28 protein-coding genes and 1 tRNA gene are annotated in these 23,070 nt (G+C 63.0%); 18 read left to right on the forward strand and 11 right to left on the reverse strand.

The genetic code is table 11. The annotated features are described in order from the left end of the window. The first annotated feature begins 44 nt into the window (after positions 1-44). A complete protein-coding gene (locus Hrd1104_RS11060; RefSeq protein WP_154552816.1) occupies positions 45-440 on the forward strand; it encodes a DUF5611 family protein in 396 nt (131 codons plus the stop codon). A 1-nt stretch (position 441) separates the two neighbouring features. On the opposite strand, the gene sepF is transcribed toward Hrd1104_RS11060, so the two are convergent. The 3 genes from sepF to Hrd1104_RS11075 all read right to left on the reverse strand — a co-directional run bounded on the left by sepF (position 442) and on the right by Hrd1104_RS11075 (position 2,320). After that, on the reverse strand, positions 442-801 hold the full coding sequence (sepF, locus tag Hrd1104_RS11065; RefSeq protein ID WP_154552817.1) for a cell division protein SepF: 360 nt from the start codon (positions 799-801) through the stop codon (positions 442-444). A gap of 82 nt (positions 802-883) precedes the next feature. Next, the gene (locus Hrd1104_RS11070) at positions 884-1,861 is read right to left on the reverse strand and encodes a phytoene/squalene synthase family protein (protein WP_154552818.1); all 978 of its coding nucleotides are present in this window, start codon (positions 1,859-1,861) and stop codon (positions 884-886) included. Between the two features lie 222 nt (positions 1,862-2,083). Beyond that, entirely contained in the window at positions 2,084-2,320 is a 237-nt protein-coding gene (locus Hrd1104_RS11075) for a hypothetical protein (RefSeq protein ID WP_154552819.1), read from the reverse strand. A 297-nt stretch (positions 2,321-2,617) separates the two neighbouring features. On the opposite strand from Hrd1104_RS11075, the gene Hrd1104_RS11080 reads away from it, so the two are divergent. Beyond that, positions 2,618-3,505, forward strand: coding sequence for an NAD(P)-dependent oxidoreductase (locus tag Hrd1104_RS11080; RefSeq protein ID WP_154552820.1), 888 nt, complete (start codon positions 2,618-2,620; stop codon positions 3,503-3,505). 20 nt (positions 3,506-3,525) lie between these two features. Here the strand turns inward: Hrd1104_RS11080 and Hrd1104_RS11085 are convergent, their stop codons facing one another. After that, positions 3,526-4,845 carry a ribonuclease R family protein gene (locus tag Hrd1104_RS11085; RefSeq protein WP_154552821.1) on the reverse strand — a complete coding sequence of 440 codons (1,320 nt, stop codon included), beginning with the start codon at positions 4,843-4,845 and terminating at the stop codon, positions 3,526-3,528. Between the two features lie 117 nt (positions 4,846-4,962). Between Hrd1104_RS11085 and Hrd1104_RS11090 the strand changes: the two genes are divergently transcribed. The 4 genes from Hrd1104_RS11090 to Hrd1104_RS11105 all read left to right on the forward strand — a co-directional run bounded on the left by Hrd1104_RS11090 (position 4,963) and on the right by Hrd1104_RS11105 (position 8,118). Further along, positions 4,963-5,493, forward strand: a complete 531-nt coding sequence (locus tag Hrd1104_RS11090; RefSeq protein ID WP_154552822.1) for a hypothetical protein — start codon at positions 4,963-4,965, stop codon at positions 5,491-5,493. Between the two features lie 131 nt (positions 5,494-5,624). Next, the gene (locus Hrd1104_RS11095; RefSeq protein WP_154552823.1) at positions 5,625-6,125 is read left to right on the forward strand and encodes an RNA-binding protein; all 501 of its coding nucleotides are present in this window, start codon (positions 5,625-5,627) and stop codon (positions 6,123-6,125) included. 67 nt (positions 6,126-6,192) lie between these two features. Then, positions 6,193-7,116: a ribokinase gene (locus tag Hrd1104_RS11100; RefSeq protein ID WP_154552824.1), complete on the forward strand. Its 924-nt coding sequence runs from the start codon at positions 6,193-6,195 to the stop codon at positions 7,114-7,116. Positions 7,117-7,173: 57 nt separating this feature from the next. Continuing rightward, entirely contained in the window at positions 7,174-8,118 is a 945-nt protein-coding gene (locus tag Hrd1104_RS11105; RefSeq protein WP_154552825.1) for a nucleoside hydrolase, read from the forward strand. Between the two features lie 61 nt (positions 8,119-8,179). Here Hrd1104_RS11105 and rpl12p read toward each other — a convergent pair whose 3' ends face one another. The 3 genes from rpl12p to Hrd1104_RS11120 are packed head-to-tail and all read right to left on the reverse strand — an operon-like array spanning position 8,180 to position 10,225. Beyond that, on the reverse strand, positions 8,180-8,527 hold the full coding sequence (gene rpl12p, locus Hrd1104_RS11110; RefSeq protein WP_154552826.1) for a 50S ribosomal protein P1: 348 nt from the start codon (positions 8,525-8,527) through the stop codon (positions 8,180-8,182). A gap of 14 nt (positions 8,528-8,541) precedes the next feature. Then, positions 8,542-9,585: a 50S ribosomal protein L10 gene (locus tag Hrd1104_RS11115; protein WP_154552827.1), complete on the reverse strand. Its 1,044-nt coding sequence runs from the start codon at positions 9,583-9,585 to the stop codon at positions 8,542-8,544. A 1-nt stretch (position 9,586) separates the two neighbouring features. Then, positions 9,587-10,225, reverse strand: a complete 639-nt coding sequence (locus Hrd1104_RS11120) for a 50S ribosomal protein L1 (protein ID WP_154552828.1) — start codon at positions 10,223-10,225, stop codon at positions 9,587-9,589. Positions 10,226-10,415: 190 nt separating this feature from the next. Between Hrd1104_RS11120 and Hrd1104_RS11125 the strand changes: the two genes are divergently transcribed. Next, positions 10,416-12,086, forward strand: coding sequence for a sensor histidine kinase (locus Hrd1104_RS11125; protein WP_154552829.1), 1,671 nt, complete (start codon positions 10,416-10,418; stop codon positions 12,084-12,086). Positions 12,087-12,203: 117 nt separating this feature from the next. On the opposite strand, the gene Hrd1104_RS11130 is transcribed toward Hrd1104_RS11125, so the two are convergent. Continuing rightward, entirely contained in the window at positions 12,204-12,689 is a 486-nt protein-coding gene (locus Hrd1104_RS11130) for a 50S ribosomal protein L11 (protein ID WP_154552830.1), read from the reverse strand. A gap of 124 nt (positions 12,690-12,813) precedes the next feature. After that, positions 12,814-13,014 carry a hypothetical protein gene (locus tag Hrd1104_RS11135; protein ID WP_154552831.1) on the reverse strand — a complete coding sequence of 67 codons (201 nt, stop codon included), beginning with the start codon at positions 13,012-13,014 and terminating at the stop codon, positions 12,814-12,816. Between the two features lie 110 nt (positions 13,015-13,124). Here Hrd1104_RS11135 and Hrd1104_RS11140 point away from each other — a divergent pair, with 110 nt between their 5' ends. From Hrd1104_RS11140 to hisH, 4 genes are all read left to right on the forward strand, one after another. After that, the gene (locus Hrd1104_RS11140) at positions 13,125-14,237 is read left to right on the forward strand and encodes a GTP-binding protein (protein WP_154552832.1); all 1,113 of its coding nucleotides are present in this window, start codon (positions 13,125-13,127) and stop codon (positions 14,235-14,237) included. A gap of 4 nt (positions 14,238-14,241) precedes the next feature. After that, the gene (locus tag Hrd1104_RS11145) at positions 14,242-14,700 is read left to right on the forward strand and encodes a TIGR04206 family protein (RefSeq protein WP_154552833.1); all 459 of its coding nucleotides are present in this window, start codon (positions 14,242-14,244) and stop codon (positions 14,698-14,700) included. Between the two features lie 62 nt (positions 14,701-14,762). Next, positions 14,763-15,521 (forward strand): VOC family protein, encoded by a 759-nt coding sequence (locus tag Hrd1104_RS11150; protein ID WP_154552834.1) that lies wholly within the window; start codon positions 14,763-14,765, stop codon positions 15,519-15,521. A 195-nt stretch (positions 15,522-15,716) separates the two neighbouring features. Beyond that, entirely contained in the window at positions 15,717-16,382 is a 666-nt protein-coding gene (gene hisH, locus Hrd1104_RS11155) for an imidazole glycerol phosphate synthase subunit HisH (RefSeq protein ID WP_154552835.1), read from the forward strand. Here hisH and Hrd1104_RS11160 read toward each other — a convergent pair. Then, positions 16,379-16,669 carry a hypothetical protein gene (locus Hrd1104_RS11160; protein WP_154552836.1) on the reverse strand — a complete coding sequence of 97 codons (291 nt, stop codon included), beginning with the start codon at positions 16,667-16,669 and terminating at the stop codon, positions 16,379-16,381. The genes hisH and Hrd1104_RS11160 overlap by 4 nt on opposite strands. Before the next feature lie 89 nt (positions 16,670-16,758). On the opposite strand from Hrd1104_RS11160, the gene Hrd1104_RS11165 reads away from it, so the two are divergent. From Hrd1104_RS11165 to fer, 4 genes are all read left to right on the forward strand, one after another. Next, entirely contained in the window at positions 16,759-17,148 is a 390-nt protein-coding gene (locus Hrd1104_RS11165; RefSeq protein WP_154552837.1) for a Rid family detoxifying hydrolase, read from the forward strand. Continuing rightward, on the forward strand, positions 17,138-17,341 hold the full coding sequence (locus Hrd1104_RS11170) for a hypothetical protein (protein ID WP_154552838.1): 204 nt from the start codon (positions 17,138-17,140) through the stop codon (positions 17,339-17,341). The genes Hrd1104_RS11165 and Hrd1104_RS11170 overlap by 11 nt, the downstream gene beginning before the upstream one ends. Before the next feature lie 28 nt (positions 17,342-17,369). Further along, positions 17,370-17,451: transfer RNA gene (locus Hrd1104_RS11175), tRNA-Ser, on the forward strand. A gap of 641 nt (positions 17,452-18,092) precedes the next feature. Continuing rightward, positions 18,093-18,482 carry a ferredoxin Fer gene (gene fer / locus Hrd1104_RS11180; protein ID WP_154552839.1) on the forward strand — a complete coding sequence of 130 codons (390 nt, stop codon included), beginning with the start codon at positions 18,093-18,095 and terminating at the stop codon, positions 18,480-18,482. A gap of 158 nt (positions 18,483-18,640) precedes the next feature. Here fer and Hrd1104_RS11185 read toward each other — a convergent pair whose 3' ends face one another. Further along, on the reverse strand, positions 18,641-20,047 hold the full coding sequence (locus Hrd1104_RS11185) for an ATP-binding protein (protein WP_154552840.1): 1,407 nt from the start codon (positions 20,045-20,047) through the stop codon (positions 18,641-18,643). 256 nt (positions 20,048-20,303) lie between these two features. Here Hrd1104_RS11185 and Hrd1104_RS11190 point away from each other — a divergent pair, with 256 nt between their 5' ends. The 3 genes from Hrd1104_RS11190 (at position 20,304) to Hrd1104_RS11200 (ending at position 23,063) form a co-directional block, all read left to right on the forward strand. Beyond that, positions 20,304-21,287 carry an A24 family peptidase gene (locus Hrd1104_RS11190; protein WP_154552841.1) on the forward strand — a complete coding sequence of 328 codons (984 nt, stop codon included), beginning with the start codon at positions 20,304-20,306 and terminating at the stop codon, positions 21,285-21,287. Positions 21,288-21,514: 227 nt separating this feature from the next. Further along, the gene (hisI, locus tag Hrd1104_RS11195; RefSeq protein ID WP_154552842.1) at positions 21,515-21,886 is read left to right on the forward strand and encodes a phosphoribosyl-AMP cyclohydrolase; all 372 of its coding nucleotides are present in this window, start codon (positions 21,515-21,517) and stop codon (positions 21,884-21,886) included. Between the two features lie 4 nt (positions 21,887-21,890). Beyond that, complete coding sequence (locus Hrd1104_RS11200) at positions 21,891-23,063, forward strand: hypothetical protein (RefSeq protein WP_229770472.1); 1,173 nt, start codon at positions 21,891-21,893, stop codon at positions 23,061-23,063. The last annotated feature ends 7 nt before the right edge of the window (positions 23,064-23,070 follow it).

A 23,070-nucleotide genomic window follows, 5' to 3' on the forward strand; every position in this document is an offset into this window, starting at 1 on the left:
ACCGACGCGAAAAGGGTAAACCCGCGCTTCACGAACGGACCTCCATGCGCGAGTACAAGATGCGACGGGGCGAATATCTCGAAGAGCGCGTCCCGGACATGCGGGCGAAAGTCGAGGAGTTTTTCGGCCCCATCGCCGGCACTGAACCGTACAACGACACGGAATTGCTCATCGTCGAAGACCCGGACAACCCCGTCTTCGAACGGGTAACGGTCGGCACTGTCCCCTACAGCGGCAAGAAAGACAAGCTTGCACTCGACATCGAGGAACGACCCGCAGAGGAAGTCATCGCGGCAGGAGACGTCGAAGCCGCCGAAGAAGCCGTCGCGATCAAAAACGACTTCCTCGAAGAGTCGACCGGTCGTGACGCGAAAGCACGCCGGGATTCGATGAAGCGAGACGTCGAAGACGACGCCGACGCACCCGACGATATCTCGTAATCTACCGGCCGAGGCGTTCGCGACTGACCGCGACCCCTGATGGGGTGATGATCAACTGGTCGTCGTCTTTCTGGACGATGTCGCCGCCGACCTCGTTTGCGACCTGTTTGAGTTCGTCGCTGATGTGTTCCATCGTCCGATCTTTGGTCGTGTGGCGCGTGATATCGGCGATCACGATATCGCCGTCGTAGACCGCATCCTTGATCTCGATGACGTCCTGTTTCTCGCCGATCCGGGCGATCCGGACCTCTCGCTGGGCGGTTTCCGCTGTCGTGTCGATGTCTTGTGCGTCCAGTTCGACGTAATCGTCTGTCCGCCGAGAGGTACCAGTGCCGCCGAGAATCTTGCTCATTAGTCCCATAGGCGTGTGAGCGGCCGGAACGGGTTTAGGCTTTACGTCAGACACAGTGGCAGGGAACGCCAGACGTCCAGGCACGAACACTTCAGGCGACTTGCTCCGGGACAGTCCGGAAAGCCCGGCTTCGATCGGCATCCTCGTCGGTGTCGCCGATCGCACTGGCGGCGTAGAACGCCGTCTCCGGGTCGCCGGTGCGTCGCCAGTGGTAGTAGGTCTTGGCGACGAGCCACAGCCGCCGGGTTTTCGACAGTGAAGCGTCTTCGTTCAAGACATCGTAGTCGATGGCTCTGATGCGCCGATGGTGCTCGGCATAGAGGACCGCCGCCAGCAGGACGGCAAACTGGGCGTCGGAAGGCAGATAGCGGATCCCCGCGACTCCATGGCGGTACAGCGACTCCGTTCGGGCCAGAGCAGTCCGGATCGCGGCAGCGACGTCCTCGGTCATCTCGCCCCGTCTGAGCTGGTCTTCCGTCACGTCGAAGCGTTCGAGAGTCTCACGGGGGAGATACACCCGGTCGTACTCACAGATGTCTTCCCGAACGTCACGGACGAAGTTCGTCAGCTGGAAGGCTTCCGCCAGCGACCGGGCGTGAGGGTCGGCGCGGTCGCGTTCGGCCACGTCCATGACTGTCATCATCATGTTGCCAACGGCGGCAGCCGACCCACGCATGTACTCGGTCAGTTCGTCGTAGGTCTCGTAGCGTGCTTTCTCGATATCCTGCTCCATTGCATCGACGAAGACATCGATCTCGTCGGAATCGAGGTCGTTGCGCTCGGCCAGCGTCCGGAACGCATCGAGAACCTCCCGTTCGTCCGCCGAGAGCACTGACGTCTCCGCGCTCTCACCTTTCGCCGCAGCGCGAATCGCGTTCAGTTTGTGCCGTTGTTGGTCGACAGGTGGGGGATCCTCCTGATCGACGACCTCGTCTGCGATCCGGAAGAACGCGTACAGTACGTACGTCGCTCGCCGAGTCCGATTTGGCAGTAGTCTCGTCGCGACGTAGAACGTCGTCCCTGTGCGGCGATGGATGGCTTTGCTGGTTGTGATGGGTTCAGATGACATCGAGATCTATCGTGACAGTGACGCTGTTAGCATCCGTCGTTTGTAAGGGTACCGACAGTCGCAATGTGGTGACTTCGTTGTCACGTGAAAGATTAGCTGAGGATTTGTTAAACAGAATACCCAACCAGTTTGGGAACGACACCCACTGCCGGCTCCCGACGAGTCAGCTTTGCAAGCGACATCACGCACACCGAACGAGGGGCCACGAAAATGTGTCGCGAGTCACGGCGAGTCGCCGACCCGGGGCGGATTGAAGAACAGTCCATCGAGTACGACCACCGCACCCAGAAGCGAGGCCCCACCCATCGTCACGTGGATCGGCAGCGAGCCGATACTGCTCATCATCGCGGCCACGATGAACACCACGGGAATGGCCGCGAGATGGATATCGTACCGGGACCGCAGAGCAAGTGGGCGCTTGCCGACGGTCGAACCGCGGGAACGATCACTCACAGCCATTGTTTCACCTCGTCTGTCACTAATCGCTGCCCGCACTAAAAATTCTGCAAGACTTTGAACGAACACACGCGAAACAGTCTGCATTATTCCATAAAACACACATAAAAGTTACAAAAATATATTCATATTCAACGCATAAGTTATGGACGGTCGGTTACGTCTGCGTCTCATTGGCGGGCCCGGCAACTGGCCTCGATGTTCGTCGACAGGGAGGGGTCTCCGCTGAACACCACGCCGGAATGTAGCTCGTGGAAGGGCAGAACGCATCTTTATGTCCAGCGGATCAGAAAGCGACCTATGCCCGAGACAATCGTCGTCACTGGCGCACTCGGCGGTGTCGGGAGTTGGCTCGTCGAGAGACTGCGAGGGGAGTACACCGTCGTCGCCGTCGATCTGACACTGCCGGAGACGACCACCGTCGATAGTGTAGACTTCCAGGCGGTCGATCTGACCGACCAGGGACCGGTCTGGGAGACCATTCTGGATGCGGATCCGGCCGCGGTCGTTCACTGTGGGAACGTTCCTCACGAGGAAGACAACGCCGGTGGGGACGTCTACGAGAACAACGTCACGAGCACGTATCACACCCTGGAAGCGGCCGGGCGGGCCGGGGCGGACGTCGTCTGGACGTCGAGTGAAACCGTCTACGGGACTCACTGGCCCGAGCCGGAACTCCCGGACTCACTGCCGGTGACCGAAACGCACCCGGTCAAACCGTGGAACGGCTACGAGACGTCGAAGCTCGCGGGCGAGGCAGCAGCCACCCGTGTAGCGAACGCGTTCGACGTCTCCGTCGCCTCACTGCGTGTCTCCTGGGTCCAGTATCCCGGCCGATACGAGGTGACGCCGCTCCGGGAGCAGTTCGACGTCGAGAGTGCCGGACGCTTCGGCAATTTCTGGTCGTACATCGACGTGCGGGACGTCGCCTCGCTCGTCGAGGCGACACTGGAGGCTGACTTCGAGGGCCACGAAGTGTTCAACGCGTTCGGCCCCGACAACTTCCTCGGTGTCGAGACGGCCAGAGCAATCGAGGCAGGCTTTGGCTCCCTGCCCGAGGACTGTGACCTGACGGGCGAGCAATCGGCGTTCTCGACTGCAAAGGCCGAGTCACTGCTGGACTGGAAACCAGAGCATTCCTGGAAAACCGCCGAAGACGAATCGATCAGCGGGCCGGCGTTCGTCTAAGTTGGCTCCAGTGGCGGCGATCAGTCGTCCGCGACGACTTCGATGCCGCGGTTGTTGACCGCCGCGGGGTCGAGACCGACTTCTTCGAGAAAGCCTTTGTACTCACGTTCACACTGTTCTGCGTCCTGCTGTTTGTCGCTGGCTCGATCACACAACGCCAGGAGGTCTTCGGGCACGTCGTTGGTGTGGACGATCCAGTGGTTGATGAGATCGGAAAGTCGGCGGATGGGCGAAGTGAAGTGCCCATAGATCTCGAAGTTCAGCGCGTGGTGGCCCCCGAAGGGGTCGTTCATGTACTTCGCCCGGGGCATCACCTTCATGACGGCCCACTGGATCTTGTCCAGTTGGCGCTGAGGGGCATCTTCGAGGGTGGCGTTGACGGCCATGCGGGGGTCGTCCCAGGCCCCGCCGGGTATCGAGACACCATCGAGATCCTGGATTTCCTGGAGGGCCTCGCTCCACTCGTCGGGGCTAGGTTGGGGATGGACGCGGTACATCGCCTCGACGCCGCGATCCCACATGAGGACGTGCGTGACGGCCTTATTGGCCTTGAGCATGCACTCTTCGATGATCGTGTGGGCACGATCCCGACGGGGATTCAAGACCAGGCTGCCGTCCTCCTTGCGTTGTTCGTGCATCTGGTCGGCCAACTCCCAGACCTGCTGGGTCTTTTCGGCGAGATCGACCGACTGGTCTTCGAGGACATCTTCGGCCGTCTCTGGCTCGTCGAGCAAGCGCTCGGCCTCCGTGTAGGTCAACCGGGCGTCGCTGCGGATGACGGACTTGTAGATCTCGATGTTCTCGTATGAGAGGGTCTCGGGATCTAAGTGCATCTCGACGGTGTGAGCCAGCCGGTCCTCGTTGGGAACCAGCGAACAGACGGTCTCGGCGAGGATCGGCGGCAACATGTGGACGGTGTAGCCCGGCAAGTAGACGGTGTTGGCCCGCTCGACGGCCGAACGCCACATCGCCGTGTCCGGGTTCACGTAGTGGGTCACGTCGGCGATGTGGACCCACAGGACGATCTCGTCGTCGCGGCGTTCGATCGAGATAGCGTCGTCGAAGTCCTGGGCATCGATCGGGTCGGTCGTCCACGTCGTCAGTTCGCGGAGATCCTGGCGCTCGTCGACGGCGTCGGCGATGTCGGCTTCGTAGTTCGTCGTCGCTTCCTCGGCCTCCTCGATGACGTCCGGGGGGAAGCCGTCTGGAATCTCGAACTTCTCGAAGAGTTCCTCACGTTTGTTCGCTAAGTGGCGGGCCATCTCCTCGTCGATCTCGACTGGCCCCTGACCCTCGGGCGTGCCATGGGCGGCTTGGGCGTCTTCCTCTTGGGCGGTCATGCCCACCGGTACGGTCAGCCGGTAGGTAGGCGTTTCGACGCCGTCCACCGACGAAGTGCTGGGCGATGACACAGCTTTAGGGGCAATTATTTCCGGCTATTGTGCGTAGTTTGGGCCATGAAGCGTCGTGACCTCCTCGCTGTCCTCGGTGGCGTCGTCGGGAGTGCCCTGGCGGGTTGCACAGAAGGCAGCGAGGACACCGCGACCTCCAGCGCTGGCCCGACCGCCGACGTCCCGACGGTCGGGAATATCACCGTTCCGGACCCGGCGAACGTGACTGTCGAGACTGTCACCGTCGAAGACGTCACCGTCGAGGAGCCAACGGACGTGGCCACCGCACCTGACGTTGCATTCTGTCCCGACCACGACGACATCGACGTGGTGAACCACTCGCTGGCAGCCACGACCGACGAGATATACTACGTCGAGGGAACCGTCCGAAACGAGGGGAGCGACAGTACGTGCTCGTTTGTTCTCCTCGATATCGAGTATCCCAACGACCGACGCGAGACGGACGCGATGTTCGTGGGGAATCTCGATCCAGCGGAAACCGGCGCGTTCAGTCTCGGCCCTCTCAATCTCAGCGACGCAGACCCAGAGTCCGTCGGGTACAAAATATACGTGAGCAACGAGTCCTGGGACGAGTGACTCCTCGGTATCGACCCCTAACGGAGTGCAATGCTCCTGGCAGACGACCATGCAGGTGGAGACACCGGCCGAGCGAGACGGCGGTGGCGGAGAGCGGTCGATTTAACCCCTGCCGACGCCAGTGGACGGATATGAACGTCAAATCCCGCCACCACCTCCGGGCGGACGCCATCGATGCGATCGAGGACGCCCTGGCCGACGGACTGGGCGTCGAACTGGGCGCCGACACCTACGAGAAAGTCACCTTCGAGGACAGCGACTGGGAGGTCGTCCTCGTCGACGGGGAACCCACTGTCTTCTATGTCCCCGACGACGACTCCGGCGGGGCCGACGACCCGTTCCTGACGGTCCGGGGTGCCAACGACCACCCACCCGCCGAGAACGTCGTCACCGTCGACGCCGGCGCGATCTCGTTCGTCTCCGACGGGGCAGACGTGATGCGGCCCGGGATCACCGAAGCCGACGAGTCGATCGCGGCCGGCGATCTGGTCGTCATCGCCGAGGAGAACCACGGGAAAGTGCTGGCAGTCGGACGGGCGCGGGTCGACGGCGCAGAGATGGTCGGTGAGGAGGGGAAGGTCGTCGACACGATCCACCACGTCGGGGACGAGCTCTACGAGTTTGCGGGCTGAGTCACCGGTCCGGGAGACACGGACTTCGGGGAGAAGACGTATTTCGCGAGCCGACGGATAGGACGGTATGAGCCACGTCTACGTCGCCGGCAGCATCAACCAGGATATCACGGCGCGTGTCCAGCGCCGACCGCGGCCCGGCGAGACGGTCTCGGGCGAGTCCGTCTCGTACGCGCTTGGCGGAAAGGGAGCCAACCAGGCGATTGCAGCCGCACGATCGGGGGCGTCCGTCGACCTGCTCGGCGCCGTCGGCAGCGATCGATTCGGCGAGGAATTGCTGGCCGATCTCGACGCTGAAGACGGACTCTCGACGGCACACGTCAGGCGTATGCCGAACACCTCGACCGGAGTCGCGCTCGTCACCGTCGATGCGGACGCCGAAAACGCCATCGTCGCCGTCCCCGGAGCCAACGCCACACTCGCCCCAGAACACGTCACAGACGTCGAAATGACCGGTGAGGCCGTTGCCCTCTCCCAGTTCGAGGTCCCACAGCCGACGATCCAGGCATTTTTCGAGCGGGCACAGTCCCGGGGCGCGACCACGATCTTGAACCCGGCACCGGCCGAGGACGTTCGTGACGGGCTTCTCGAAGTCGTCGACTATCTCGTCGTGAACGAAACGGAAGCCCTGTTCTACAGCGATGGAGACGCCGACAGCGAGCTCTCGATGGCCGAGCTGGCGGCGACGGCCGCAGATCTGCGTGCACACGACGAGCAGGTCGTCGTCGTCACGCTTGGCGGGGCGGGCGTCTTCGCGAGCACACCGTCGGAGACAATCGAGCTCGACGCCTACGCTGTCGATCCCGTCGATACGACCGGGGCTGGGGACGCGTTCGTCGGTGCGTTCGCTACGGCGATCGGTGATGGCCTCTCGCTCCGTGAGGCGCTCGATCTCGGGACTGCCGCCGGAGCACTCGCGGCGACCGAGGCCGGTGCGACGCCCTCGCTGCCGAGGCGGACAGCGATCCAAGACATCCGTCAAGACGCGTGAAAGACCCGGCAGGCCGCGCGACACAAGATATCTAAGTCGAGGACCAGAACCGACGACATGGCAGACCGCATCATCGTCGACACCGACACCGCGACCGACGATACACTTGGCATTCTGCTTGCCGTTTTATCCGACCGCGTCACTGTCGAAGCACTGACGATCGGGGCCGGCAACGTTGCTTTCGATCGCCAGGTCGAAAATGCGAAGTACACGCTACAGCTCGCTGACGCCGCCGCGCAGATCCCTGTCTACGAGGGCGCACGATCGCCGTTGGTCAAAGACCACGACCACGCCACGGACGTCCACGGCGAAGGCGGACTCGGGCCAGATCTCGTCGCTGAGACTGACGTCCCCTCGGCCGATGGCTTCGGGCCAGAGTATATCGTCGAGATGGCCCGTGAGCATCCCGACGAGATCACGCTCGTGTGTCTGGCCCCGCTCACCAACCTCGCACTCGCCGTCCAACGCGAGCCGAATCTGAACGACCTCCTCGCCGATATCGTCGTCATGGGCGGGAACGTCCACACTGCGGGCAACGTCACGCCGGCTGCCGAATTCAATTTCTGGGCCGACCCCGACGCGGCAAAGATCGTTCTCGACCGCTTCGACGTCACGCTGGTCGACTGGGGACTCACCCTGCGGGACGGCACGCTCGATGGGGCCGCCGAAAAGCGAATCGTCGACGCCGCCGAGGACGCCCGGTTGGCTTCGTTCTACGAGACGGTCTTCCAGCCGGGTGACGTCGACGGTTCTGGCATCCAGCCCGACGCGCTCGCGACCGCTGTGGCTGTCTTCCCGGAGCTGATCGAGCGACGCCGGACCGACGCCGTCGACGTAGACGACCGCGAGGGGCTGACGCGTGGGTACACGTCCGTCGACAGCGATGACGTCACGGACCGCGAGCCACGAACCGACGTCATCGAGTCCGTCGATGCGGACGGCTTCCAAGCAGTGCTCGTCGAGACGCTCGTCGCTGGCGACCCGGATCGGGCACGCGAGTAAACGAGACCGACCAGTCGCTGTGGGGGCAGAGTCAACGTCGAAAAGACGGTGCCGTCGGCAGTTAGCCGAACAACTCGCCGAGGCCTTCGCCGTCGGCCTCCTCGTCATCGTCGTCGCCGGCTTCTTCCTCGTCGCCGCCTTCGTCCTCGTCGTCGGCTTCGGCTTCCTCGTCGTCGCTTTCCTCAGCAGCTTCGACTTCGCCGCCGGCAGCGCCGCCCGTCGCGGCAGGCACGGCAGCGGCTTCCTCGACGGCCTCGTCGATGTCGACGTCCTCTAAGGCGGCCACGAGGGCCTTCACGCGGGATTCCTCGACGTCGACGCCGGCAGCGTCGAGCACGTCCGTCAGGTTGTCTTCGTTGATCTCTTCGCCCGTTTCGTTCAGGATGAGTGCTGCGTAAACGTATTCCATTGGTGTATCCTCCGTTATCCGAACATCTCGCCGAGTGCATCGCCGCCGTCTTCGTCGTCGCCGTCGTCGCCGTCGTCGGCATCGGCGTCAACCGCCTCGGCTTCCTCGGTGGCGTCCTCGGCATCGCTGTCTTCGTCTGCCTGTTCCTCGGTGGTCTCGGGGGTGACCTCGACACCTTGAAGCTCCTCCGGCAGGGCCTCCTCGTCGTCGATCTGGCTCGCGAGCGTGCGAACCTGTGCGTCGGCCTTGCTCACGAGGTCGTCGGCCAGGTCCGGACTCTCGATGGAGGCCTGCAGGCCGAGGCTCTTTGCCTCGCCGCGGGCCTTCTGGAGCAGCGTCGGCCCCGTCTCGGCCGTCGGGAAGACGGCATTGACCGAGAGGTTCCGGGCACGGCCGGCCGCCGCCTGGACGTCGCTGCGGTACTGCTCGATATCGAGTTCGAGGTCCGCGGGTTCGAAGAGGACGCCCTCGGCGTAGACGGCACGCAGGTCCAGCCCGACTTCCTTGGGCTCGATGCCGAGTTCGGCCAGCACGTTCGAAAGCTCGGCCGAGACTTCGCCACCGGCTTCGAGTACTGTCGAGTCCTCGAGGACCTTGATCGAGCCTTCCTGGATGCGGGCGTTGGCGCCGACGCTCTGTAGCTCGCCGACGAACGGCCCGGGGTCGATTCCCGTGTCACCCTCGGGGATGACAATATCGTTGGGTGCGACCTCGCCGGCGTTGATCGGGGCCGACGTCTTCGAGGCTTCCAGTTGCTGGTAGAGCCCGAAGGGATTGTCGTTGGTCCCGATCAGGCCGACGTGGCCCGAGATGTACGTGACGAGCTCTCCGAGGCCGTCGTCGACCTCTTCGAGGGCACGCTCGACGAGTGTGTTCCGGCTGACCCGCAGCTCCGCGGTGCCGTAGAGGTTCCGGCGCATGTCCTGGAGCTGCTGGCTGGGGATCCCCGTCAGGTCGACGATACCGACGCTGTCGTACGACTGAAGCGTCTCGACGAGGTCGTCGATTTCCTCCCGCTTCCAGGCGGGAATCGTCTCGGTCTTGCGCTCGGCGCTCATCTCAGGCCACCTCCACAGCGGGACCCATAGTCGTCTTGATGTACACCGAGTCGAGGTTCAGCGGCCCTTTCTCCAGGTCGGCGTGGAGCCGGCGCAGAATGACGTCGATGTTGTCCGCGATCTCCTCGGCGGACATGTCCTCGGCACCGACGCGCGTGTGGAACGTGCGTCGGTCGCCACTGCGCAGCTGGACCGTGTTTTTCATCCGCTCGACGATTTCGACGACGTCGTCGTCGGGCTGGAGTGGCTCGGGCATCTTCCCGCGTGGACCGAGCACAGTCCCGAGATACCGACCGATATCCTGCATCAGCGACGCTTCGGCGATGAAGAAGTCGGTCTCGTCGGCGAGGTCTTTGGCCTGGTCGTCGTCGTCGCCGAGGTCTTCGAGATCGTCGCCGTCGAGAACGTCGTCGGCGACGTCCTCGGCACGGATCGCGGTCTCGCCGTCGGCGAAGACCACGATGGTGGTCTCCTGGCCAGTGCCGGCTGGAAGAACCACGCTCTCATCGATACGATTCGACGGGTCGTCAAGGTCTATATCGCGCAGATTGACTGCGAGGTCCACCGTCTCGGTGAAATTCCGGTCGGGCGAATCCTCGAGTGCGCGAGAGACTGCATCCTCTATGTCCTGATCTGCCATTGTTCACCTCCGTAGTGCGCCATTTGGCTCCTACGGGTCAGTGAAACAGGCGGCTTGCCTGTCTCGACCGAAGCAACGCCGAAGCGACACTTAAACCCGTCGAACCGTCAGGACGGCAGGTAACGTCGATCTACCGCCGGTTGCCGTCGACCGCGGAGCTTTTCACCGCTCTCGGGCCTCTGTTAGCCCGATGCGCCTCCGGACGACGCTGCTCGGCGTGTTACTCCTCGTCGCAGTCGTCCTCTCGGGGACGATCTACGCCGGGTTCACGATGCACAAAAACGGCGTCGTCGACCAGGAGCGCGAAGACGTCAAACGCACGGCCGCTGTGGTCGCCAACCGGATCGACGCGCGCCTGACGACGACAGTCGAAGCCGTCGATCTATGGGGAGCGAGCATCGCCGTCACGAGCGATGGCCCGGTTGGACAGTTCAGCGCACTGAATACGTTCACCAATCGGACGGCATTCGATAGAGCCGGGCTCTACACGGCAGATGGCGTCCTCACCTTGGTCGCCGGATCGGGACTGACGCCCGAGGACTTCGAGACACTGGTCGGGCACAACTACACGGACGAACCGTTCGTACAGGAGGCACTCGCCGGGGACGTCTACGTCGGGCAGCCGACACAGTCGGTAACGGGCCAACACGTCTTCCGAATCGCAGCCCCGATCAGAAACCAGAGGGGCTCCGTCGCCGGCGTCTTCAGCGGGACGTTCGAGATCGGCGACGGATCACTGCTGGGAGACATCGCCAGCGTGGGCCACGACGACGACCGAATTCGGATCACGGCAAACGGAACGACGCTACTGGCAGACTCTTCGGCCGACGGGAAGACACTCGAAGCGACCGCGACCGTCGGACAGACCGGCTGGACCGTCGCTGTCGAGCGCCCGCGATCGACGATCGCTGGCAGACTCACCCTGGCGACAGCCATGCAGTTTGGTGGCGTGTTCATCGCACTACTGGCAGTCAGTATCGTCGGCGTCTGGATCTCACGAACGACGTTGACGCGCATCCGAGACCTCCTCGAAGCGGCGGCCGATCTGGAATCTGGGGCCTACCGGACCGCCCTCGACCTCGGCAACATCGAGGAGTGGCGACAGCTGAGCGAGCGGTTCAACTCACTGGCGGAGACGCTAGAACAGCGGGACTCCCAGTTGCGCGTGCTCAATCGCGTCCTCCGGCACAACCTGCGCAACGACATGAACGTGATTACGGCCCGGGCAGAGCGGGCCTTGGCCGACGACGACACGCCGGCATCAGTCAAACAAGACGTCGAGCAGATCCACGAGACTGCGACCCGGCTCATCAACACGAGTGAGCACGCCCGGACGCTGTACGACGATCTCCTGGCGACGCCAACACAGACGGTCGAACCCGTCGACGTCACGACGATCGTCGAACAGCGGACGGAGAGACTGGCCGCAGAGTACCCCGAGAGTACGATCGAAACGACGCTGCCCGAATGTGCCTGGGCGCTCGATTCGACGGCGGTCCCGATCGTCGTCGAAGAGATTGTCCGGAACGCGATCGTCCACAACGACTTACCGGAAGCTGAGCGAACGGTGACCGTCACCGTCGAACCGGAACACGACTCGACTGAGTGTATCGAGACCGAACACGAGACGCGGATCGTCGTCGCCGATAACGGTCCTGGGCTGCCGATGGTCGAAGAAGCACTGCTGACCAATCAATTCGAAGAGACACCAATCGAACACGGTAGCGGGTTGGGCGTGTGGTTGGCAAACTGGCTCATCGACCAGCTCGGAGGGGCCGTCTCGGTCTCGACGGGCATCGACCGAGGAACCACCGTCACGATCCACTTGCCAGCGCCCGCGACGCCGCCGACGGACGAGTAACCGAGCAACGTGGCGCGTCATCGGGTGAGAAACGAGTACGACGGGCGAAAAGCGAATAGAGGCTCGGCTCTCCCGATGTACTCACACGCCAGCCAGCAGCAGGAGTGGCCGGACGTCTCAGGCAGTCTCGGCGGCCAACGTGTCGTCGTAGGCACCGTCGGCGATCTGTGCAGCCACTTCGCGGGGGTCGTCGCCCTCGATAGTGACGCCCAGGGAGACACAGGTGCCGACGATTTCCTTTGCGGCTTCGGTCAGTTCGTAGGCCAGCAGGTCGGGGTGTTTCTGCTCGGCGATGGTTTTGACCTGCTCGATTGAGAGGTCGGCGACGAACTCATCGGCGGGCTCGCCACTTCCGGTCTCGAAGCCGGCCTCGTCTTTGACCAGTGCGGCCGTCGGCGGGACGCCCACGTCGATCTCGAAGGAACCGTCTTCCTCGTACTCGATAGTGACGGGGACTTCCGTACCGTCGAAGGCCGCTGTCTGGTCGTTAATGTCCTGTACAACGGCCTGGACGTCGACCGGCGTCGGGCCGAGTTCGGGGCCGAGCGGCGGTCCGGGATCGACCTGGCCGCCAGCGACGAGAACTTCGATCGTTTCAGCCATACACGAGAATCCGTCGGCGCAGAGTTAAGAATTGCTTTTCGATATCGGCACCGCCATTCGTTGACGGGGATGGAGAGAGCGATTCGAAACCGCCGCCGATGGTCGCCTGCACGCGACCGGACTGTCACTCGACGGCGATCCCGTTCCGAGCGAGAAAATCACTGGCTCGCTTGATCTCGACCGGGCTGCCGATAATCCGGACGCCCGCGTCCTCGTGGCGGACCGTCACTGTAAACCGATCGGTCAGGGCTGGCCCGACGGTCTCGAGAGCGTCGGCCGGGAGCTGAATCTGGGTGCTGTCCCGGAAACGGGCGGCGGTTGACATCGGTTCAGTTCTCGCCGTCCCGTCGTATCAGTGTATCGGAATCCCGATCCGACGCGATCGACCGTCTCGGACGGAAGCCCTTTTGAGGGGCGACGGCCGAGGATTCGACGATGGGCCTTGAGGAGGAGATCCGGGAACTCGAGGAGGAGATCGCATCCACCCCCTACAACAAGTCGACCGAAGAGCATATCGGCCGCCTGAAGGCCAAACTCGCCGAGAAAAAGGAGGAGTTCGAAAAGCGCCAGTCCGGTTCTGGCGGTGGACCGGGGTACGCCGTCGAGAAGACCGGCGACGCCACGGTCGCTCTGGTTGGGTTTCCAAGCGTCGGCAAGTCCACGCTGATCAACGCCCTGACCAACGCTGACAGCGAAGTCGGTTCCTACGACTTCACGACCTTGGACGTCAATCCGGGGATGCTCCAGTACAACGGCGCGAACATTCAGCTACTCGACGTGCCAGGATTGATCGAGGGGGCTGCGGGCGGGCGCGGGGGCGGCAAGGAGGTCCTCTCGGTCGTCCGGACGGCCGACCTCGTGTTGTTCGTCCTCTCGGCGTTCGAGATCGAGCAGTACGAGCGCCTCCGGGAGGAACTGTACCGGAACAAGGTGCGGCTCGACGTCGATTCCCCCCGAGTCACCGTCCGGAAGAAACACAAGGACGGCATCTCCGTCAACGCCTCCGTCGACCTCGATCTGGACGAGCAGACGATCAAAAGCGTCCTCCGGGAACACGAGTTCGTCAACGCCGACGTGACCATCGGCGAGCACATCGACATCGATCGCCTGATCGACGGCATCATGGACAACCGCGAGTATCTTCCCTCGATCGTCGCGGTCAACAAGGTCGACCTGATCGATCCGAGCTACGTCGACACCGTCAAGGCAGATCTCCGGGACGTCGACGTCGATCCCGAGGAGGCCATCTTCATCAGTGCCGAGAAAGAGAAGGGGCTGGACAGTCTCACCGAGCGCATCTGGGACGAACTCGGCCTCATTCGCATCTACATGGACAAGCCGGGTCGGGGGATCGACTACGAGGAGCCGCTGATCCTCACCGCGGGCGATACCGTCGGCGACGCCTGTGAAAAGATCGGCGGGCGCTTCGACGATCGCTTCCGGTTTGCGCGCGTTTCCGGCGAGAGCGCCGCCCACGACGACCAGCAGGTCGGCCGTGACCACGAGCTCACAGACGAAGACGTGCTCCGGATCGTCGTCGATCGGTGATGGCGTGCCCACGAACGATAGCGCTCGGATACGGCTCTGTGCTGTCCTCTCGTTGCTGGTGGTTCCCTGGACGGGACTGCTAAGTGACGGATACGTGACACTCCTGGTACCCTGGGGACTCCTCGATCCGTTCGGCCCCCACCTGACGCTCCTGCCGGAGTACCTCGCCGCCACGGGCAGTGGCCCGCCCCCCTTCCTGTTCGCCTGGCCGCTCGGCGTCGGCATCTACGGCCTGGCAGTGATGAGCGCGCTCGGTGAGACGATAGAGCGCGGTGATCCGCGCCTGACCGGTGGGCTGCTCGTGCTCGTCGGCGTGACGCAGTTGACGGTCGCCTGGGGATTTGTACGTCGCGGGAGTTACGTTGTCGTGCCACTGGGAACCCTGCTCGCCTGGACGATCGCGTGGTGGTTCTACTGGCCGGACTTGCGAGCGATCGGCCGATTCGAACGCTATCGGGGCTGACACGCCGTCACGTACCCTCCACCTCCGGCACGTTTTTCGGCGACGCGCTCGTCCATTCAGACATGGACGGCACACTCGATCACGTCATGATGCGCGTCGAGGACTTGGAGGAATCACTGGAGTGGTACCAGTCCCACTTCGGCTACGAAGAGGTCGATCGCTGGGAGGCCGAGACGTTCACCAACGTCCACCTCGCCCCCGAAGGCGTCCACGAGGGCGGCGCGACACTCGAACTGACCTACAACCACGACGGGCGCTCGTACACGATGGGCGACGCCTGGGGTCACATCGCCGTCCGCGTCGAGGATGTCGAGGAGGCCTATTACGAACTCATGGACGAGGGCGTCGAGGACTACCGCCGGCCCGAGGACAACCCGGGCTATGCCTTCGTCAAAGACCCGGACGGCCACGAGATCGAGATCGTCGAGCGCGATCACGGCGCGCGCTGGAGTCTCGACCACACGATGCTCCGCGTCGAGGACGCAAACGAAGCGATTGGCTGGTACACACGCACGTTCGAGTACGATCTCTTTCGCCGGAGCGAACACGACTCCTTCGCGCTGTACTTCCTGAAACCAGCAGACGCCCCAGAGGAAGCGATGTCCGTCGAACTGACCTACAATTACGACGGGCGCTCCTACGAGATGGGCGACGCCTGGGGCCATCTGGCGGCCCGCGTCGAAGAAGGCACCCTCGAAGACGCCTGGGAGACGCTCCGTCGGCGCGAAGCCGAGGACTACCGCGATCCCGAATCCTGTGACTACAACTACGCGTTCACCAAGGACGCCGACGGTCACGAGATCGAGATCGTCGAGCGGTAAGCGAGGCCGAGCGAAGCGAGGCCTCGATACGAGCGAGCAGGGAAGAATGATCCGCGAGCAGCGAGACGCGAGCGATACGAGCGTCTCGGATGTGGCGAGCACCTACCCGGCGCTCATCGACGGACCGGCTCTGCGTGGGGTGGCAACAACGCCACGAACGGAAAGGGACAAGACTGGGCGTGACGAACGGCTCGTATGAGCGAGCGCGGGCGGACGACCCCAGAGATCGTGGTCGTCGATTACGGACTGGGCAATCTCCGGAGTGTCACTCGCGGCCTGGAGCGGGCCGACGCCGCGGTGACGATCTCGGACGATCCCGCGGACATCGACGCCGCCGACGGCATCGTGCTGCCGGGTGTGGGCGCGTTCAGCGAGGGGATGGACAACGCCGGCCCGTTCCGGGACGTCCTCATCGAGGCGGCCGAGGCCGGGACACCACTGCTCGGGATCTGTCTCGGCATGCAGATGCTGTTGACCACCAGCGAGGAAGCCGACCACGCCGGAGAGGGCGATGCCGAAGGGCTCGACTTGATCCCCGGGACGAACGTCCGGTTTTCGACCGATCACAAGGTCCCTCACATGGGCTGGAACGAACTCCGGGTCGAGCGCGACCACCCGGTGTTCGACGGGATTGACGGCAAGTACGCGTACTTCGTCCACTCCTACTATGCCGATCCGAACGACGAGGGAGCCGTCGTCGCCAAGACCGACTACGGCGAGCGCTTTGCCAGTGTCGTTGCCAACGAGGCCGGCAACGTGATCGGGACGCAGTTCCACCCGGAGAAATCAGGCGAGACGGGACTGACTATTTTACGGAACTTCGTCGCATACGCCGCGGGCGACGCGTCGACAGCCGATTAGAGCGACGTCACGACGAGCGTTGCCGCCCAAGCCACCATCCCGATTCCCAGGACAATGCCGAGCCAGCCGACGATCTTCAGCACGCGGGGCGAGAGCTGGTCGGGATCGATTCGTTCGGGGTTGTTGACGACGAGGCCACCGAACACCGTCAAGACGGCACCGACACCGACCTCCAAGACGATCGTGACCGTCGGCTGCTCGCCGAAAAGCTGCTGTGAGACACCCAAAGACAGGTTCCCGAGTCCGAGCATGAGCACGCCCAGTCCGTAGCGAAAGCGGTCGTTCATACCAACGCCGTCGACGGGCACTCAATTAAATACGGGGTATCGCCCGTCACAAAGTGGGTTTTATGCGCTTGGCCGACACGCTAACACACATGAAACGGACGATCGAAACCGACGACGCGCCCGCCGCGGTCGGGGCCTACAGTCAGGGAACGGCGACCGAGGACCTGGTGTTCACCGCCGGCCAGATTCCACTGACGCCCGACGGTGATCTGCTGGACGACGCCGCGACCGACGTACAAACCCAGCAAGCCCTCGAAAACGTCGAAGCCGTCCTTGCGGAAGCAGGCGTGAGTATGGCCGACGTGCTCAAAGTCACCGTCTATATGGCTTCCATCGAGCGCTTCGACGCGATGAACACCGCTTACGAGGAGTTCTTCGAGGACGAGCCCCCAGCCCGGAGTGCTGTCGAGGTGGCGGCGTTGCCCAAAGGCGTCGACATCGAAATCGAAGCCATCGCGACGACTGGCGATGGAGAGTAACTGGCCGAATGGGGCAGTCTGGGGACTGGTCGGCGGGCTCTCGTATCTGGTGTTGCTCCAGGGCTACGAGCTTGTGAGTGCGATTGCCGTCGATCCGCTGGTGAAGTTCGGGACGGCGCTGGCAGTGACGATCGGGGCGAGCATACTGAGTGCGATCGTCGGTCCACGGCTGGCGGAGAACGTAAACGCTTAACCGCGCCCGCACTGAACAGCGACTGCGAGCCAGGATGGCCGAACGGTAAGGCGCACGCCTGGAAAGCGTGTTCCCCTTCGGGATTCTGGGTTCAAATCCCAGTCCTGGCGTCTTCTGTGAGGAACAGGCGTGACGAGCGAAGCGACCAGTCTGGAATTTGAAGCCCTGGAAGTCACAGTCCCGGAACGACCGAGCGTTGCGAGGGGGCGAAGCGACCTCGAGGTGCCGAACGGCGAAGCCGTGAGGCAGGAGGTCACACGCCCGGAACGTCTTCCTCCGGTTCAAACACCGCGGGACGCATCGCGTCCCGCGAGGCTCGCAGACGCTCTGCGTCTGCTCACCACCGGGAGACTCACTTCGTTCGGCTCCCGAAGTTCGCCTCGCGAGGCTCGGCGAACTCCCAGTCCTGGCGTGGACGACCCGAACGTTGTGAGGGGTCGCCGAACTCTCGAACGGGGAGAGCGCGGTCGAGGGAAGTGAGACCGCGGGATTGGGAACGGGGAACGAACTGACCCGTGAGCGGAGCGAACCGTGAGAGACGCGAGCAACTCGCGAGCGGCACAGATGCAATAGGGCGGGTGTGAAGTGCGGCCGGATGGAGAGACATAAAAGGCGACGCCAGACGGTGCGTGTACCAGGTGGTCGAAAGTGGCACAATCGACCGTTTTCCGGGGATTTTCGCCGGCGTTTCCGGGAAAGCGACTCCCGGAACAGCAAAGTCTAACAGTCAGGGGTGTGAACACTGGCAGTGATGCCCACTGTAGAGTACCTCAACTACGAAGCACTGGACGACCAAGGATGGGACATGGACGACGACGACCTCTTCGAGAAGGCCGAGGGGGCCGGTCTCGACGACCAGGATTACGGGACAGTCGAAGTCGCCGAGGGCGAGTACGTCCTCGAAGCCGCCGAAGCACAGGGCTACGACTGGCCGTTCTCGTGTCGGGCCGGTGCCTGTGCCAACTGTGCCTCCATCGTCAAGGAAGGCGACATCGACATGGACATGCAGCAGATTCTCTCGGACGAAGAGGTCGAAGACAAAGGCGTCCGCCTGACCTGTGTCGGCACGCCGGCCACCGACGAGGTCAAAATCGTCTACAACGCAAAGCACCTCGATTACCTGCAAAACCGCGTCATCTAATTAACAGCGTAAAACGCTCGTTACACAGATGCGGTCCCTTCGAGGGGTAGCGACAGTTCGGACCAGCTGTTTCCGGCCTGAACTAGCTCCCTCCTGACCGTTTCTCTTCAGCACCAACTGCGTTCAGAACAGATCTGTGTTTTCGGGTTTCGTTCGGACTATTCGGACAGTGTTTCAACGACGCCGTCAACTGTGAACAGACCGAGGCCGTCCCGCTCCTCGGCTGCTTCCTCCAGTGACGACACGAACCCGCTTCGGCTGAACAGTGCGTACTCGTAGTTTACGTCGCCGTCGGTCGGCGACCACTCGATTTCGGGTGCCTCCTGTTCAAGCTGGGCGAGAACATCGTACCCCATCGGTTGCTGCTGGAATTTCGCTTCCCCGACCAGTAGCGTGTCGCCGTTCGTCGGGGCCACGATATCGATCTCGCGTCCGTCGGTGTCCCACCACCGACCCGGGGATTCCGTGAACGTGTACACGTCTCCGTACTCGTAGAGAACGGCCCGCTGACAGAGTCGTTCGAACGACGAACTGACGAAGTCCGGAAGATGTGGTTCGACCAGTTCGTCGTATGCATCCGCCCCGAACACTTCGTACCGAGACGAGCGACCGTGCACGAACCGGAACCAGAACGCGAACAGTTGGTCCCGGATTCGATATCGGCTGTTCCGACTCCGGGTGGGGTCAACGGTGACTGGGTACTCCTGCTCGATTATCTGGAGTTCCCGCAGGCGGGAGAGGTAGTAACTCGCGCTGTTGGCGTTGATACCAGCAGCCTGGATGATCTCGTTTCGCTTGTGGTTCCCCTCCGCCACCGCTTTCAGAACGGCGAAATACCGATCCACCTCGTCCAGTTCCCGGTACAGGACGTCCTCGGGCTCCTCATGGAGGCCGCCATCACGGAGAAGCAAGGTTTCCGTAATGTTTCCCTGGAGTGACTGCGTGTCGTCCACAGCACGGAGGTACTCCGGCGTCCCCCCGAACACGCCGTACGCGATCACCTGCTCAGCCGGCGCGTAGTTCGGGAAGAACTCCATCGCGGCACCGAACGGTAACGGGCCGATTTCGAGTTTTCCGTTCGGCCGTTTCGAGATGCGACCGTACAGCGGTGAACTCCCGTCGAGCGCGATTTTGTGTATCATCCCGATCGCCGAGCCAGTCAACACGAAGGTCGTAGCCGTATCAGCGACTTCGTGATCCCAGATCCGCTGGATAAGGGACGGGAGCGCTTCGTTTTCGTCCACGAGGTACGGGAACTCGTCGAGGATTACGATCGCATCCTGTTCAGCGAGGTACGTGAGAACATTCTCCCAGTCTTTCCGAATCCGGTTGACTCCCGGGAACACCGTTGCAGCATCAGCGATGAAGGAGTCGAGTTGCTGCTCCGTTGTCCCGTGTGCAGCTTGATGGTACACCGCGTCGTCACGGTTTTCGATGGATTTGACAACGAGCGCTGTCTTGCCCATCCGCCGACGTCCGTAGACGACGCTCAACTCCGCAGAGTCACTGTCGTATAAATCGTGGAGTCTGTCGAGTTCTTGTTCTCGGTTCACGAACGCAGGCATACCCCACCTTTGAACCACCAGCACATAAAACGTGCAGATAGCGTAGCTCAAACTATCGTAGCTCAAACTACGGTAGTTGGAACAACGGAACGTTAGAGTATGTAAATACGGGGTAAAGAGAACCGCGTCATCTAACGCGGCCCACTCTTTCGTCGTTGGGAACCCGACCAGTCGTAGAGACAGCAGTCGCTCGGGAGAGACGATAGGGGATGAGTGCTTCCACAAGGGCTAACTCCCGGCCACGAGAGATGCGACTGTGAACGCGACGCTTCCGGACCTGCTCAGGCTCGTCGTCGTGCCCGTCCTCGGCTGGGCTGCCTGGCGGGACGTGCGAACGCGGCGAGTGCCGAACCGAACGTGGCTCCCACTTGGCGTGCTTGGAGTCGTCTTGCTGGCCTGGGACGGGTGGCTGGTCTGGACCGGCAATACAATTCAGTTCGCGGACCCCGGGCTGTTCGTCCTCCGCGTGGCGATCAGCCTCGGCCTGTTGGTCCCCTTCGCCTACGCATTCTGGTGGTTCGGCGGATTTGGCGGCGCTGACGCCAAGGCGCTGATCGTCTTGGCGATCCTCTTTCCGACCTATCCGACCTACCTGTTCGACGGGTTCGTCCTGCCGGCACTCGAACCGACGCTGGGTGTGTTCTCGCTGACGATCCTCTCGAACGCCGTGCTCGTCGGCCTGGCGTACCCGCTCGCACTCGCCGGTCGGAACGCCCTGGGCGGCCACCTCGGCAAGGCGATGTTCATCGGGCGACCGATCTCGGCCGAGCGTGCGATCGAGGAGTACGGCCGACTCCTGGAGACACCCGCTGGCTTCACTCGCCGGGGGCTCGATCTCGATGCCCTACGGATGTACCTGCGCTGGCGTAGGTGTTCGCTCTCTGACCTCCGGGCCGACCCAGAAGCGTATCGCGATCCCGAGTCGCTCCCGGCCGATCCGAACCCGCCCGGTGATGGGTCGATTCCAGTCGGCGAGGACCGTGTGGCGCTCCCGGACGGCGGGGAGTTCGACGACCCCTGGGGAGCCCAGGCGTTTCTGGACGATATCGACAGCACGGCCTATGGGACGACGCCCGAGGGGCTTCGGGAAGGGCTGGATGTCCTCGCGTCGGCCGAAACCGTCTGGATCACACCGGGGATCCCGTTCCTCGTCCCGATGTTCGGTGGCCTGCTGGTCAGCCTGACGGCCGGGGACATCCTCGTCTGGTTGCTCTCGCTGGTCGGGCTGGGCGCGGTTTGAGTCGACAGTGAAACGTGGGTGATCGGGCGGCTCGCTGTGGGTGGACGTGCCCATCCGGACGAGCCTCGCCATCAGTGGACTCGTTTTCGGGACCGGCTGGGCCGGTGAGTTGTCCGCCATCGGCAGAAGCGAGGCTCACAGTCGGGCCATCGCGACAAAAGGTGTCTGCAGCGACAGCTTCGATCGCGACAAAAGGCCTATGCGGGGACACCTCCGACTGGGAAGATATGACTGGCGCCGAGGTCGATCTCGCCTTCGAGGAGCAAACGTATCTCCCGGCAGTGGCCCAAGACGCCGAGACGGGCGACGTCCTCATGCTCGCGTACGTGACACGGGACGCTCTGGAGCGAACGCGCGAGACCGGGCTGGCACACTACTACTCGCGGAGTCGCGACGAACTCTGGCAGAAGGGGGAATCGAGCGGCCACATCCAGCACGTCGAGGAGATCCGTGTCGACTGTGACGGCGACGCCCTGCTGTATCTGATCGACCAGGAGGGTGGAGCCTGCCACACGGGGTATCGGTCCTGTTTCCACCGGACGATCGACGGCGAAGTCGTCGGCGAGCAAGTTTTCGACCCCGAAGCCGTCTACGAGTGAATCCATGAGCGAGCACGCAGACGTCTCGGCGGTCGAGGACGTCCAGGCCGACGCCGAGGCACTGGTGGCCGAGCTAGAACGGACAGCGACAGCTTACGAGCAGGCGTGCAAGCGGGTCGAAGAGGCCGGAGAAGACCGACTCGTGCAACTCAGGGAGTATTACGACGAGATTGCGGGATTGCTGGATCGCTACGAGGAACAGGCGACCAGTGACGGTGAGACGGACGTCGACATGGAGGCGTTCATCGAATTTCAGGAGAAGGTCGGTCGATTCATCGAGCGATTACCCGAGGACATAGATCACTACGACGCCTTCGAGGCGGTCGACGAGCAGATGCACCAGCGGTGGGTCAAGCAGTCGGACTTCGAGGCGGCACGGGATGCACTCCAGCCGATCGCGACGCTCGTCGAACGGTTAGACGAGCGAGAGCGTGCCCGCGACCAGTATCGGGAAGCGCGCCACGACGTCGCCGCCCGCGAACGCGAACTGGCTCGACAAATCGACGACCTGGAGTCGCTGCTGGCGCTGGGCGATGCGGACTTGAATGCCCCGGTCGAGCAACTGCGGGAGCCGATCGAGCAGTACAATCGCTCCGTCAGTGAGGCCTTCGAGACGTTCAAACGCGATCGATCGACCCGCGACGTGCTGGCGTTCGTCGAGGCGACCAAGACCGATCCGTTGGTCGAATACAGACAGCCCCCGACCGATCTGGCGACCTACGTCACCGATAGCGAGGCCGGGACGGAATCGATTCCGACGCTGCTCGAATACGCCGAGTACTCGATCTCGAAACTACAGCACTACGTCCCCGATGCCCGCGAACTGAAACGCAACGTCGCTACCCACCAGACGTACCTCCGCCGGCTCGACGCCGAGCCCCTGACAGTGAGTTGGCCCCCGCCGGATCCGGAGACGCTGTGGTGGCGGTGTCGGGAACTCATCCCGGTCGTCGGCAAGTTTGCCCCCGACGGGACGGTGACCAAACTGCGGACAATCCGGGAACTACCAGAGACAGTCGACTACGAGCGCCTGCGGGAGAGTGTCCGTGCCAGAGAGCAACTCGACGACGACGAACGCGAACGGCTCGAAAGTGGGGCCGTCGAAGACGAGCTGGCGACCGTACGGCCCGCACGCGAGACGCTCGGCGAGGCCCTCGACGCCCACCCGGAGCGATAGCGAAGCA

The sequence above is a fragment of the Halorhabdus sp. CBA1104 genome (assembly GCF_009690625.1).
Lineage (GTDB): Archaea > Halobacteriota > Halobacteria > Halobacteriales > Haloarculaceae > Halorhabdus.